Origin of the sequence: Streptomyces sp. CG 926, assembly GCF_003148825.1 — a bacterium.
Taxonomy (GTDB): domain Bacteria; phylum Actinomycetota; class Actinomycetes; order Streptomycetales; family Streptomycetaceae; genus Streptomyces.
On record NZ_QGGZ01000022.1, the window covers coordinates 1 to 12,784 of the forward strand.

Genomic DNA, 12,784 nt, shown 5'->3' on the forward strand with positions numbered 1-12,784 from the left:
CCGCCCACTGCTCATCTGAAAGATCCCCTCGCCCCACACCGAGATCATCACGGCACAGGGCGAGACACGGACCCCAGTTCTAAAACACGGCCTAGGCGGCCGGCAGGCCGTCCAGCTGCGCCTGGAGTCGGGCGATGTCCGCCTCGGCCTTGGCGAGCCGGCCCTTGATCTTGTCCACGACGTTGTCCGGGGCCTTGGCGATGAACGCCTCGTTCCCGAGCTTCGCCTCGGCCTGCTGCTTCTCCTTCTCCGCGGCGCCCAGGTCCTTCGTCAGACGCTTGCGCTCGGCGGCCACGTCGATGGTGCCCGACAGGTCGAGCGCGACGGTGCCGCCGGCGACCGGGAGGGTCGCGGTGGCGTTGAAGGAGTCACCCTCCGGCTGGAGGCGCAGCAGCTGCCGGATGGCGGCCTCGTGCGCGCCCAGCGCGGTGGCGCCCAGGTCCAGGCGGGCCGGAACCTTCTGGCCGTCCTGCAGCCCCTGCTCCTTGCGGAACCGACGGACCTCGGTGATCACCGACTGGACGGAGGCGATCTCCGCCTCGGCGGCCTCGTCGCGGAAGCCGCTGTCCTTCGGCCAGTCGGCGATGACGAGGGACTCGCCGCCGGTCAGCGTGGTCCACAGCGTCTCGGTGACGAAGGGGACGATCGGGTGCAGCAGGCGCAGCATGACGTCGACGACCTCGCCGAGGACCCGGCCGGAGACCTGGGCCTGCTCGCCGCCCGCGAAGAAGGTCGTCTTCGACAGCTCGACGTACCAGTCGAAGACCTCGTCCCACGCGAAGTGGTAGAGCGCCTCGCTGAGCTTCGAGAACTGGTAGTCCTCGTAGTACGCGTCGACCTGCGCGACCGTCTTGTTCAGCCGGGACAGGATCCAGCGGTCGGTGGCCGACAGCCGCTCGACCGGCGGCAGCTCGCCCTCGATCGTGGCGCCGTTCATCAGCGCGAAGCGGGTGGCGTTCCAGATCTTGTTGGCGAACTTGCTGGACGCCTGGACCCAGTCCTCGCCGATCGGGACGTCCGCGCCCGGGTTGGCACCCTTGGCCAGGGTGAAACGGACGGCGTCGGAGCCGTACTTGTCCATCCAGTCCAGCGGGTCGACCGCATTCGGGTTCGACTTCGACATCTTCTTGCCGAACTCGTCGCGGACCAGACCGGTCAGCGCGATGGTGTGGAACGGGGCCACGCCGTCCATGGCGTACAGGCCGAACATCATCATCCGGGCGACCCAGAAGAAGATGATGTCGTGGCCGGTGAGCAGGACGTCGGTGGCGTAGAACTTCTCCAGGTCCGGGGTCCGCTCCGGCCAGCCGAGGGTGGAGAAGGGCCAGAGGCCGGAGGAGAACCAGGTGTCCAGGACGTCGGCGTCCTGCGTCCAGCCCTCGCCGGTGGGCGGCTGCTCGTCGGGGCCGACGCAGACGACCTGGCCCTCGGGGCCGTACCAGATCGGGATGCGGTGGCCCCACCACAGCTGGCGCGAGATGCACCAGTCGTGCATGTTGTCGACCCAGTCGAAGTAGCGCTTCGACATGTCCTCGGGGTGGATCTTGACGCGGCCGTCCCGGACGGCGTCACCGGCGGCCTGCGCCAGCGGGCCGACCTTGACCCACCACTGCATCGACAGGCGCGGCTCGACCGTGGTCTTGCAGCGCGAGCAGTGCCCGACGGAGTGCATGTACGGGCGCTTCTCGGCGACGATGCGGCCCTGCTCGCGCAGCGCGCCGACGATCGCCGAACGGGCCTCGAAGCGGTCCAGGCCGAGGAAGGGGCCGTGGACGGTGATCACACCGTGCTCGTCCATGACCGTCAGCGACTGCAGGTCGTGGCGCTGGCCGATCGCGAAGTCGTTCGGGTCGTGCGCCGGGGTCACCTTGACGGCGCCGGTGCCGAACTCCGGGTCGACGTGCGTGTCGGCGACGACCGGGATGGTGCGGTCGGTCAGCGGCAGCTTGATCTGCTTGCCGATGAGGTGGGCGTAGCGCTCGTCGTCGGGGTGGACGGCGACCGCGGTGTCACCGAGCATCGTCTCGGCGCGGGTGGTGGCGACGACCAGGCTGTCCTCACCCTCGCCGTAGCGGATGGAGACGAGCTCACCGGCGTCGTCCTGGTACTCCACCTCGATGTCGGAGATGGCGGTCAGGCAGCGCGGGCACCAGTTGATGATGCGCTCGGCGCGGTAGATGAGCTCGTCGTCGTAGAGCCGCTTGAAGATCGTCTGGACGGCCTTGGACAGGCCCTCGTCCATGGTGAAGCGCTCACGCGACCAGTCGACGCCGTCGCCGAGGCGGCGCATCTGGCCGAGGATCTTGCCGCCGTACTCTTCCTTCCACTTCCAGACCCGGTCGGTGAACTCCTCGCGGCCCAGGTCGTGGCGGGACTTGCCCTCCTCGGCGAGCTGCTGCTCGACCTTGTTCTGGGTGGCGATACCGGCGTGGTCCATACCGGGCAGCCACAGCGACTCGTAGCCCTGCATCCGCTTGCGGCGGGTCAGGGCGTCCATGAGCGTGTGCTGGAAGGCGTGCCCCAGGTGCAGGGAGCCGGTGACGTTCGGCGGCGGGATGACGATCGTGTACGCAGGCTTCTCGCTCTTGGCGTCGGCCTCGAAGTAACCGCGCTCTACCCAGCGCTCGTAGAGCTTCCCTTCTACCTCGGCCGGCGCGTACGTGGTCGGCAGTTCGGAGTTGGGGCTGCTGGGTGTCTGCGTGTTCTCGGTCACGGGGCACAGTTTAGAGCGGTAACAGTCCAGTCATGAAACCGGTAATCCAGGGGCCCGGCGCCCTGCCCGCTCCCGCCTTCCGTCAGGATGTGTGAAACGGATAAGCAACCTCATTGGGGGACGCGGGATGAGCTACAACCAGCCAGGGCCCTACGGACAGCAGCCTCAGCAGCCGGGACCGTACGGGCAGCAGCCCCCGCCGCCGCCGGGCCCGTACGGCCAGCCCGCCCCCCAGCCCAACCCGTACGGGCAGCCCGCGGCGCCGCAGCCGGGCTACGGCTACCCGCAGCAGCCGGGCGTCCCCCCGCAGGGCTACCCCCAGCAGCCGCCGGCCCCGGCCTACGGCTACCCGCAGCAGCAGGCCCCGTACGGCGGGCAGCCCCCGAAGAAGTCCAAGGCGGGCGTGATCATCGGCGTGATCGTCGCGGTGGCGGTGATCGCGGGCGGCGGCTGGTACCTCGTGGGCGGCGGCGCGGGCGGCGACATCTCCGCGGACACCAAGGGCTACAAGCTGGTCGCCCCGGAGTCGGTGGACGACTTCAAGAAGGACCCGTCGTACAAGGAGCCGGCCTTCACCGACGAGGACAAGCAGAAGGCCACGGCAGCGGGCGTCAAGAACCCGAGCCAGGTCGGCATGACCTACACCGCAGGCGACCCGAAGAACCCGCTGACGGCCAAGGGCCTCAACTTCAAGGGACTTTACGGCGAGATCGCCGACCCGGAGAAGGCTGTGGACGGCTACTTCGCCATGGCCAAGCTGAACGCTTCCAAGGACGGCAAGTCGGACGTCCAGCTGATCGGCAGCCCGAAGACGATGAAGCCGGCCGTCTTCAAGGGCGCCGTGATGAAGTGCCAGGAGGCGAAGTTCGTCCTCAAGGACACCTCGGGCAAGGGCCCCAAGGAGTTCACCCTCCCGATGTGCATCTGGGGCGACTACAGCACCCTGACCATGGTCAGCGCCAGCGACGTGGCCTCCATCATGGCGAGCAAGCCCGGCTACACCCTGGAGCAGACCGCGGACCTGGCCGCGAAGCTCTACAACACCGCCCGCGTCAAGAAGTAGCGGCACGCACGGAACAAGCAGAAGGGGCGCCCCGACCGGGGCGCCCCTTCTGCGTGTTGTTCGCTGCCGAGTGCCGCTACGCCGACTTCTCGTGCGGGCCCTGGTCCTTCGGGACGATCCGGGGGACCAGCGTCGGGTTGACGTTGGAGCGGACCACGTCCGCGGTGATGACCACGCGGGCCACGTCCTTGCGGGACGGGACCTCGTACATCACCGACATCAGGACCTCTTCCATGATGGCGCGCAGGCCGCGCGCGCCCGTCTGGCGGAGGATCGCCTGGTCCGCGATGGCCTCCAGCGCCTCGCGCTCGAAGTCCAGCTCCACGCCGTCGAGTTCGAACAGCCGCTGATACTGCTTCACCAGCGCGTTGCGCGGCTCGATCAGGATCTGGAGCAGGGCCTCGCGGTCCAGGTTGTGCACGGAGGTCAGCACGGGGAGGCGGCCGATGAACTCGGGGATCATCCCGAACTTCACCAGGTCCTCCGGCATGACCTCCTGGAACTGGTCGCTGGCCTCGATCTCGCGCTTCGAGCGGATCGTCGCCCCGAAGCCGATGCCCTTGGCGCCCGCGCGCGACTCGATGATCTTCTCCAGGCCGGCGAAGGCGCCGCCCACGATGAAGAGCACGTTCGTCGTGTCGATCTGGATGAACTCCTGGTGCGGGTGCTTGCGCCCGCCCTGCGGCGGCACCGAGGCCGTCGTGCCTTCCAGGATCTTCAGGAGGGCCTGCTGCACGCCCTCGCCGCTCACGTCGCGCGTGATCGACGGGTTCTCGCTCTTGCGGGCCACCTTGTCGATCTCGTCGATGTAGATGATCCCGGTCTCGGCCTTCTTGACGTCGTAGTCGGCGGCCTGGATCAGCTTCAGCAGGATGTTCTCGACGTCCTCGCCGACGTACCCGGCCTCCGTCAGCGCCGTCGCGTCGGCGATGGCGAAGGGGACGTTCAGCATGCGGGCCAGCGTCTGGGCCAGCAGCGTCTTGCCCGAGCCCGTGGGGCCCAGCAGCAGGATGTTGGACTTGGCGAGCTCGATCGCGTCGTCCCGGCCCTGCGCGCCGCCGTTCTCGCCGGCCTGTACCCGCTTGTAGTGGTTGTAGACCGCTACCGAGAGAGCCTTCTTCGCCGGCTCCTGGCCGACGACGTAGCTCTCCAGGAACTCGTAGATCTCACGGGGCTTGGGGAGTTCCTCCCACCGGACCTCGGAGGTCTCCGCGAGCTCCTCTTCGATGATCTCGTTGCAGAGGTCGATGCACTCGTCGCAGATGTACACACCGGGTCCTGCGATGAGCTTCTTCACCTGCTTCTGGCTCTTTCCGCAGAACGAGCACTTGAGCAGATCGCCGCCGTCACCGATGCGTGCCACGAGGTGCTTCCCCTTCGCCTGGGAGACGCCTGGTTCAGCGCTCCTGGTGCCTCATATCCGACGGTACCTTGCCGGGGGCCCCGTGCGGGGCCCCCTTGACGTGGTTCACATCTCCGAGTCCGGAGACGTGCTCACGCCAACTGGTGGCAAGGATCAGGCCTTGCTGCTCTTACGGGTGGAGATGATCTGGTCGATCAGCCCGTACGCGAGCGCGTCCTCGGCCGTGAGGATCTTGTCGCGCTCGATGTCGTCGCGGATCTTCTCGATCGGCGTCGTCGAGTGCTTGGCCAGCATGGTCTCCAGCTGGTCACGCATGCGCAGGATCTCGTTGGCCGCGATCTCCAGGTCGGAGAGCTGCTCGCGGCCGGTGCCACCGGAGGGCTGGTGGATCAGCACGCGGGCGTTCGGCAGGGCCATGCGCTTGCCGGGGGTACCGGCGGCCAGCAGGACCGCGGCGGCGGAGGCCGCCTGGCCCATGCAGACCGTCTGGATGTCCGGCTTCACGAACTGCATGGTGTCGTAGATCGCCGTCAGCGCGGTGAAGGAGCCACCGGGGCTGTTGATGTAGATGGAGATGTCGCGGTCCGGGTCCATCGACTCCAGGCACAGCAGCTGCGCCATGACGTCGTTGGCGGACGCGTCGTCGATCTGCACGCCGAGGAAGATGACGCGCTCCTCGAAGAGCTTCGCGTACGGGTCGTACTCGCGCACGCCCTGCGAGGTGCGCTCGACGAAGCGCGGAATGACGTAGCGGTTGTCCACCTGCGGGCCGGTGTAGAGGCCGCTCGCGGAGAAGTTGTTCTGCATCTGGGTGTTCACCATCCTGGTGGCGTTCTGCGGGCTGTCGGCTGCTGCGTACTGACGGTGGGACCCTGGATCAGGCCCCGGTGCCGCCGCCGCCCGGCGCGCTGGACGCGGCCGAGATGATCTCGTCGATGAGGCCGTAGTCCTTGGCCTCCTCGGCGGTGAACCACCGGTCACGGTCACCGTCACGGATGATCGCCTCGACCGTCTGGCCCGAGTGGAACGCGGTGATCTCGGCCATCCGCTGCTTGGTGCGCAGCAGGTACTGGGCCTGGATCTTGATGTCCGACGCGGTGCCACCGATACCGGCGGAGCCCTGGTGCATCAGGATGTCGGTGTTCGGCAGGGCGAAGCGCTTGCCCTTGGCGCCACCGGTGAGCAGGAACTGCCCCATCGACGCGGCCATACCCATACCGATGGTGACGACGTCGTTCGGGATGAACTGCATGGTGTCGTAGACGGCCATACCGGCCGTCACGGAGCCACCGGGGCTGTTGATGTAGAGGAAGATGTCCTTCTCCGGCTCGGCGGCCAGGAGCAGGAGCTGCGCGGTGATCTTGTTGGCGATGTCGTCGTCGACCTGCTGGCCGAGGAAGATGATGCGCTCGCCGAGCAGCCGGTTGTAGACATGGTCGCCGAGGCCGCCACCGATGGACGGCTCACCCGCGGCGTAAGGCTTCAGATTCGTCACGTATCCACCTGCTCGTCTCCGACGGCCATGTGCCGTCTCAGCGTCTCGTTCTGGGGTCCGGTCCGGCCGGAGCGGACGATTCCGCCGGCGCCCGGGTACTCACGTGCCCTCGTATTCATGGACCCTAACGCGCAGGTCGGACAACGCCATCCCGCTTCCCGAACTGTTCGCTCGGAGCGCAAGCTCCAAGGCCCTTACGGGGCCTGTGCCGAAGGGCCCGGACACGACGGTGTCCGGGCCCTTCGGGGCACTGCTCGGTGGGCTGGGCCCGGGGTGTTACTTGGCCTCGTCGGCCTTGACCTCGTCGTCGCCGTCCACGGCGGCCTCGACGGTCTCGGCGGCCTGCTCCTCGTCCTCGTCGGACAGGTCCACGACCTCACCGTTGGTGTCGACGACCTTGGAGGCCTCGACGACGACCGCGAGGGCCTTGCCGCGGGCGACCTCGCCGACCAGCATCGGAACCTGGCCACCCTCGACCACGGCCTGGGCGAACTGGTCGGGGGACATGCCGGAGGAAGCGGCGCGGCGCATGAGGTGCTCGGTGAGCTCCTCCTGGTCGACGCCCAGCTTCTCCTTGTTGACCAGCGCGTCGAGGACGAACTGGGTCTTGATGCCCTTGATCGCCTGCTCGGAGGTCTCGGCGTCGAACTCCTCGACCGTCTTGCCCTGGAACTCCAGGTACTTCTCGATGGTCAGACCCATCTGGCCGAGCTGGTGGTGCTCCAGGTTGTGCTTGCGGGTCTGGACCTCGTCCGCGAGGAGCTTCTCGGGGATCGGGACCTCGACGAGCTCCAGCAGCTTCTCCAGGACACGCTCCTGGGCCTGCGTGGCCTGGTCGTACTGCTTCATGTTCTCGAGGCGCTTGCGGCTGTCCGCCTTGAGGTCCTCGAGGGTGTCGAACTCGCTCGCCATCTGCGCGAACTCGTCGTCCAGCTCCGGGAGCTCCTTGGCGGAGACCTTGGTGACCTTGACGGTGACCTCGGCGTCCTTGCCCTCGGCGGAGCCGCCCTTCAGCTGCGAGGTGAAGGTGGCCTCGCCGCCGGCCTCCAGGCCGGTCACGGCCTCGTCGATGCCCTCGAGGAGCTCGCCCGAGCCGATGGTGTAGGAGACGTCGGAGGCGACGCCGTCGGGCAGCACCTCGCCGTCGACCTTGGCCTCGAGGTCGATGGTGACGACGTCACCCTCGGCGGCGGCGCGCTCGACGTCCTTGGTGGACCCGAAGCGGCCGCGCAGCTGCTCGACGGACTTCTCGACGTCCTCGTCGGAGACCTCGATGGCGTCGACCTCGACCTCGATGCCGGAGTAGTCCGGGATCTCGATCTCGGGACGGACGTCGACCTCGGCGGTGAAGGCGAGGACCTCGCCGTCCTTGAGCTCGGTGATGTCCACGTCCGGCTGGCCCAGCGGGTTCAGGTCGGCCTCGTTGACGGCCTCGGTGTAGAACTTCGGGAGCGCGTCGTTGACGGCCTCCTCCAGCACCGCACCGCGGCCGAAGCGCTGGTCGATGACTCGGGCCGGGATCTTGCCCTTACGGAAGCCCTTCACCGTGACCTGCTGGTTGATCTTCTTGTACGCCGCGTCGAGGCTGTCCTTGAGCTCCTCGAAGGGCACCTCAACAGTGAGCCGAACCCGAGTCGGGTTCAGGGTCTCCACGGCGCTCTTCACGGTTCGGTCTCCTTGTGGCTGACTGCTGGGGATTCTGCCGTCGCGCTGTGATTCAGCGGTTCGGCGGACTTCGGCCCGGTACATCAGACACACGGGCACGCAGCTTGCATAGTAACCGCAAGCGGCAATCAGCCCACAACGCGATCTTGTGGAGACACTGCTGCTGGTCGGGGTGGCCGGATTCGAACCGACGACCTTCCGCTCCCAAAGCGGACGCGCTACCAAGCTGCGCCACACCCCGTCGGTGCGACACGTAGGGTACATGCCTGGAGACACTCTGATGCGCGGGGTTTCCCGAGGTATTTCGGGTGGAGCTTCGCCACGACGTCGAATGTGGTGTGCACCCACCGGGAGCGACCCGCTAGGATGCTGTCCGTGCCAAGGTCCCCGGACCTGCGGCGCGCGCGTTGCGGGTGTAGCTCAATGGTAGAGCACTAGTCTTCCAAACTAGCTACGCGGGTTCGATTCCCGTCACCCGCTCAGAAGCACGAAGGGCCAGGTCAGAGGATGTTTCCTCAGCCTGGTCCTTCGTCGTTCCCGGGGCTCCGGTCGGCTCGTGGCGGGGGCTCCGCCGCAGCAGTTCGTCGGCGCGCCGACCACGGACGGGGAGCGGCGAGATCTCCGCCAGGTTGACGGCGCCGAGAGCCGGTCGGCGAAGGAGAGAGGGGTATCGCTGTGGACGCGGAGCGAGAGGCTCGCATCGCCGAGGTGGCCGCGCGTGCGCGGCCCGTGTGGGCGGAGCACCACGACGGTGGGGTGCTGCAGCAGTTCCTGAAAGCGATCGGCTGTGACGGGGTGGACGCGGTCCTGGTGACCCGGCAGGTGGTCGGGTGCAGTCTCGGCGGGGCTCAGGAGATGTTCCTCACCGCGCCCTGTCGGGCCGCGGAACTCGCCTCCCACAACGCGCTCATGGAATCCCTGGAGCGGTCCCAGGACGACGACGCCTGACCTCGCTGGTCGGACTCCTGCCGGGTGGGCGGCTCGTATCCTCGGAAGGGGGCCGCCGGGGTGTCGGCGTAGCCCTTCTCAGGGGTCAGGGAGGCCAAGTAGTGACTGAACAGGTCGTTCTGACCCATCTGCCGGTGGACTTCGCGCGGCCTGTCGGGTTGGTCACCTACATCATCGGGCACAGTCAACTCCTGCTCAGAGGGCACCAGAACGACGAGCGGGGCCTCTCCACCACGCTGGAAGTGCTCTTCAAGAACGTCAGGGCCCTGTCCGTCCGGGCGCACTACCCCTCGTTGACCATCCGCGACGCGTCCGACGAGGAAGAGGCGGAATTGCGCGAAGCGGTGCCTGACCCTTGGTACGACGCGCGGGCCTTCGTCCTCGGCGAGCGCCTGCTGGGCGGGTTCGTGGTCGCCGGCGCCGTGTACTGGGGCGAATCCTCCGCTCCGGAGGAGTACAGGAGCTTTCTCGTGCCGGAGTACGAACTGCCGCTGCTCGATCCGGGGCAGCCACGTCCCCCTGAGCCGCGGACGATCTACAAGCCGTACCGGCAACGCCGCTAGGAGCCGGCGATCCGCCGCTTCCATCGGAGCCCCCGTCTCGTCGTTTCGTCTGCTGCGGCGCCGTTCGGTCGTGCGTGTACGGTCGGCGCGTCGCCCAAGTACCGCAGACGACCGACGGAAGGGGCAACGTGAAATACGTGGTCGTCGAGCAGCAGGGACGAGGGACGTACGGGCACAACCCCCGCGCCTACCTTGCCGAGTTGCCCGAACTCGCCCCGGCCCTCCCGCCCGGGGCCCGTGCGTTCGCCACGGATCCCGAGCACTACGACTTCTCGGCGCCGCGGTGCGTGAAGGACCTCCGCCCCCTGGCCCTGCCTTCGGCGGACGCGGCACCGGAGCACTGCGAGATCCGTTTCGCCTGGTCGGGCGGCCAGGACGAGGTGCTCGCGATCCGCTACAGCGGTGTCCGCCTCATCGAGATCACGGCTGACGACGGAGGCGACGTCGAGCTGTCCGACTACAACAGCGTGCGGCTGGACGAGGTCCTGCCGCACGAGGCGGGCTGCTCCCACGAGCTCAGGCTCACGACGGCGACCGTGCGGATCGTGTGCGCGGACCTCGTGGCGCGGTGGGCACCGACGAGCGAGTGAGGTGGCGGGATCGGACGAACCGCCGATCCCGATGGAGGCCTCCACCGGCGGTCCTCGGGCCCTCGGTCCCCGCCTTCAGCACTACTCAGAGGTTTCGTCGAGCTTCCCGGTCTCCACCGGTGTGTCGCCGAGGCGTCCGAGGTCAGAGCTTGATGTTCGCGATCATCGTCGCGAGGGAGTTCAGGAAGCGGTTCACGTCGTCCGCGATCGAGCTGGACGCGAGGAAGAAGCCGAAGAGCGCCGCGACGATGGCGGGGCCCGTCTTGATGTGGTTGCCGCGGATCAGCACCACCAGGATGACCGCCAACAGAACCACCACTGACAGCGAAATGGCCACTACTGATCACACCTTCGGTCGTCCCCTGGTCGGCCCGGGGCGCACGGCCATGCACACCCCCACATGGACCATCCTCCCACCAACGGGCCTCGGCTATACGCCCCGTGACGAATAGCCGTGGTTCCGTTTCCGCCAACCCCTCGCACGACAGGAATTTTTCGGGCACGAGGCACGGGTCACGGGGTGGGGAGGCCGAGGAGGGAACGGATATTCGCATACTTTACGGACAGTCGCTCGCGCGTGGGGTCGTCGAGCACCGAGAGCCGTACGGGGTCCGCGTTGTGCGCGAGGTCCGCCTCCTTGATCAGCAGGGCGCCCGGGGTGGCCAGGATGCGGGCCGCGTACCGCTCGACCGGTTCGCCGGGGCGCTTGGTGACCGCGAGGACCATCTCCTTCACCGTCTGCGGGAGGGCAGCCGAATCCAGCCAGGTGAGGCTGAGGGCCTCGTCCTCGATGGCGTCGTGGAGCCAGGCCGCCGCCTGCTGTTCGGCGGTGCCGCCGCGCAGCCGTACGCCTTCGGCCACGGCCGCGAGGTGTTCGGCGTAGGGCCTGCCGGCCTTGTCGGTCTGGCCCTCGTGCGCGCTGCGCGCCAGGGCCTCGACCTCGATCAGAGTCAGGGGGCTGTCCGTCATGCGATCTCCCTTGCCGCCGCGCCGAGGGCCTTCGCTGCCCGGCGTACGTCCGCCTGCGTGGTACGCCAGTTGGAGAACGCGGCACGCAGGCCGGCGGTTCCCTCGTGGACGGTGGGAGTGACGAACACCTCGCCGGCCGCCGCCTCGCGCAGGGCGGCGAGGCGCTCCGGGGTGGGGGCCTCGGCGAGGGTGAAGCAGACGACGTTCAGCCGGACCGGGGCGAGGAGGGTGAGGGCGGGGTCCGCCTGCACGGCGGCCCCCAGGGCGCGGGCGCAGGCGATGTCGCGTTCGACGATCTCGCGGTGGCCCTGGCGGCCGTACGCGCGGAGCGTGAACCAGGCGGCGAGGGCGCGCATCCGGTGGGAGTTCTCGGGGGTGAGGTGGACGAGGTCGGGGTGCTCGCCGAGGGGGCCGAGGTAGGCGGCGGAGTTCTGGAAGACGCGGGCCTGCAGATCGCGGCGGCGGGTGAACTGGACGGCGCTGTCGTAGGGGACGTTGAGCCACTTGTGCAGGTCGACGCAGACGGAGTCGGAGGCGTCCAGCCCGTCCGCGAGGTGGGCGTGCTCCGGGGAGAGGGCGGCGAAGGCGCCGAACGCGGCATCGGTGTGCAACCAGAAGTCGTGGCGCTCGCGCAGGGCTTCGATCGCGCGGAGGTCGTCGAAGTCGACGGTGTTGACGGTGCCGGCGTTGGCGACGACGACGGCCGGTCCGGGGCGCTCGGCCAGCGCCCGCTCCAGGGCGGCGGGGTCGACGGCTTCACGGCCGGGCAGGGTGGGCACCCGGACCAGGGAGTTGCGGCCGAGGCCCAGGACCGAGAGGGCCTTGCCGATCGAGGAGTGCGGGGCGCCGGAGAGCACGCGGACCGGGCCGAGGGCCGCCGCGCCGTCCTCGGCGGGCGAGACGCCGAGGCGTTCGCCGAGCCATTCGCGGGCGATGGCGAGGCCGGTGGTGTTGGACATGGTGGCGCCGGAGACGAAGGTGCCGGAGTGGGCGGCGCTCAGGCCGAAGAGATCCCGCAGCCAGCCGACGGTCTCGCGTTCGAGGTCCTGGCCGCCGCCGTCGAGCGCGGAGTTGGAGTTCTGGTCGTGGACGGCGGTGAGCCAGTCACCGGCGAGGGCGGCCGGGGTGGCGCCTCCCGTGACGAAGCCGAGGTAGCGCGGTCCCGCGGAGGTCGACAACCGCGGCTCCCAGCGGTCGCGGAAGGCGGCGAGCGCGGCGTCCGTGCCGGTGCCGTGCTCCGGAAGGCCTTCGGGGGCGGGCGGCTCCCCGACGGGCGGTACGACGGCTGGCGGTACGACGGCTGGCGGTACGACAGGCCGCGCGTCCAGCGTGGCGAGCGCGTCGGCGGCCGCGGCGCGGGTGGCGTCGAGGAGTTCGGGGAGGCGGGCGAGGTCGGCGGCGAGCGTGCGGTCCAT

Annotated in this window: 12 protein-coding genes and 2 tRNA genes; 5 read left to right on the forward strand and 9 right to left on the reverse strand. The window is 68.7% G+C overall.

Translation table 11 applies throughout. From position 1 onward, the window contains the following. Positions 1–91 precede the first annotated feature (91 nt). Positions 92–2,713, reverse strand: a complete 2,622-nt coding sequence (locus BCL76_RS36490; RefSeq protein WP_109783770.1) for a valine--tRNA ligase — start codon at positions 2,711–2,713, stop codon at positions 92–94. A 127-nt stretch (positions 2,714–2,840) separates the two neighbouring features. Between BCL76_RS36490 and BCL76_RS36495 the strand changes: the two genes are divergently transcribed. Continuing rightward, positions 2,841–3,776: a hypothetical protein gene (locus BCL76_RS36495; protein ID WP_109783772.1), complete on the forward strand. Its 936-nt coding sequence runs from the start codon at positions 2,841–2,843 to the stop codon at positions 3,774–3,776. A gap of 76 nt (positions 3,777–3,852) precedes the next feature. On the opposite strand, the gene clpX is transcribed toward BCL76_RS36495, so the two are convergent. From clpX to BCL76_RS36520, 5 genes are all read right to left on the reverse strand, one after another. Further along, positions 3,853–5,139 carry an ATP-dependent Clp protease ATP-binding subunit ClpX gene (gene clpX / locus BCL76_RS36500; protein WP_030026955.1) on the reverse strand — a complete coding sequence of 429 codons (1,287 nt, stop codon included), beginning with the start codon at positions 5,137–5,139 and terminating at the stop codon, positions 3,853–3,855. A 153-nt stretch (positions 5,140–5,292) separates the two neighbouring features. Then, the gene (locus tag BCL76_RS36505) at positions 5,293–5,961 is read right to left on the reverse strand and encodes an ATP-dependent Clp protease proteolytic subunit (RefSeq protein WP_033223992.1); all 669 of its coding nucleotides are present in this window, start codon (positions 5,959–5,961) and stop codon (positions 5,293–5,295) included. A 55-nt stretch (positions 5,962–6,016) separates the two neighbouring features. Beyond that, positions 6,017–6,634 (reverse strand): ATP-dependent Clp protease proteolytic subunit, encoded by a 618-nt coding sequence (locus tag BCL76_RS36510; protein WP_109783775.1) that lies wholly within the window; start codon positions 6,632–6,634, stop codon positions 6,017–6,019. 276 nt (positions 6,635–6,910) lie between these two features. Continuing rightward, positions 6,911–8,299 carry a trigger factor gene (tig, locus tag BCL76_RS36515; protein ID WP_030757272.1) on the reverse strand — a complete coding sequence of 463 codons (1,389 nt, stop codon included), beginning with the start codon at positions 8,297–8,299 and terminating at the stop codon, positions 6,911–6,913. Between the two features lie 164 nt (positions 8,300–8,463). Next, positions 8,464–8,540 (reverse strand) — tRNA-Pro (locus BCL76_RS36520). A gap of 168 nt (positions 8,541–8,708) precedes the next feature. Between BCL76_RS36520 and BCL76_RS36525 the strand changes: the two genes are divergently transcribed. The 4 genes from BCL76_RS36525 to BCL76_RS36540 all read left to right on the forward strand — a co-directional run bounded on the left by BCL76_RS36525 (position 8,709) and on the right by BCL76_RS36540 (position 10,400). Beyond that, a tRNA-Gly gene (locus tag BCL76_RS36525) sits at positions 8,709–8,779 on the forward strand. A 195-nt stretch (positions 8,780–8,974) separates the two neighbouring features. After that, positions 8,975–9,247, forward strand: coding sequence for a hypothetical protein (locus BCL76_RS36530; RefSeq protein ID WP_109783777.1), 273 nt, complete (start codon positions 8,975–8,977; stop codon positions 9,245–9,247). Positions 9,248–9,348: 101 nt separating this feature from the next. After that, positions 9,349–9,810: a hypothetical protein gene (locus BCL76_RS36535; protein WP_109783779.1), complete on the forward strand. Its 462-nt coding sequence runs from the start codon at positions 9,349–9,351 to the stop codon at positions 9,808–9,810. 128 nt (positions 9,811–9,938) lie between these two features. Then, a complete protein-coding gene (locus BCL76_RS36540) occupies positions 9,939–10,400 on the forward strand; it encodes a hypothetical protein (protein ID WP_109783781.1) in 462 nt (153 codons plus the stop codon). Positions 10,401–10,542: 142 nt separating this feature from the next. Here the strand turns inward: BCL76_RS36540 and BCL76_RS36545 are convergent, their stop codons facing one another. The 3 genes from BCL76_RS36545 to BCL76_RS36555 form a co-directional block, all read right to left on the reverse strand. Beyond that, the gene (locus BCL76_RS36545; protein WP_030008564.1) at positions 10,543–10,737 is read right to left on the reverse strand and encodes a membrane protein; all 195 of its coding nucleotides are present in this window, start codon (positions 10,735–10,737) and stop codon (positions 10,543–10,545) included. Between the two features lie 176 nt (positions 10,738–10,913). Continuing rightward, positions 10,914–11,369: an HD domain-containing protein gene (locus BCL76_RS36550; RefSeq protein ID WP_109783783.1), complete on the reverse strand. Its 456-nt coding sequence runs from the start codon at positions 11,367–11,369 to the stop codon at positions 10,914–10,916. Further along, positions 11,366–12,784, reverse strand: a complete 1,419-nt coding sequence (locus BCL76_RS36555; RefSeq protein WP_109783785.1) for a pyridoxal phosphate-dependent decarboxylase family protein — start codon at positions 12,782–12,784, stop codon at positions 11,366–11,368. Before BCL76_RS36555 ends, BCL76_RS36550 begins: the two co-directional genes overlap by 4 nt.

Bases quoted from the DNA above. Each gene is read 5' to 3' on its own strand.
- BCL76_RS36495 (WP_109783772.1), top strand. From the start codon at position 2,841: ATGAGCTACAACCAGCCAGGGCCCTACGGACAGCAGCCTCAGCAGCCG.
- BCL76_RS36505 (WP_033223992.1), bottom strand. From the start codon at position 5,961: ATGGTGAACACCCAGATGCAGAACAACTTCTCCGCGAGCGGCCTCTAC.
- BCL76_RS36550 (WP_109783783.1), bottom strand. From the start codon at position 11,369: ATGACGGACAGCCCCCTGACTCTGATCGAGGTCGAGGCCCTGGCGCGC.
- BCL76_RS36555 (WP_109783785.1), bottom strand. From the start codon at position 12,784: ATGGACCGCACGCTCGCCGCCGACCTCGCCCGCCTCCCCGAACTCCTC.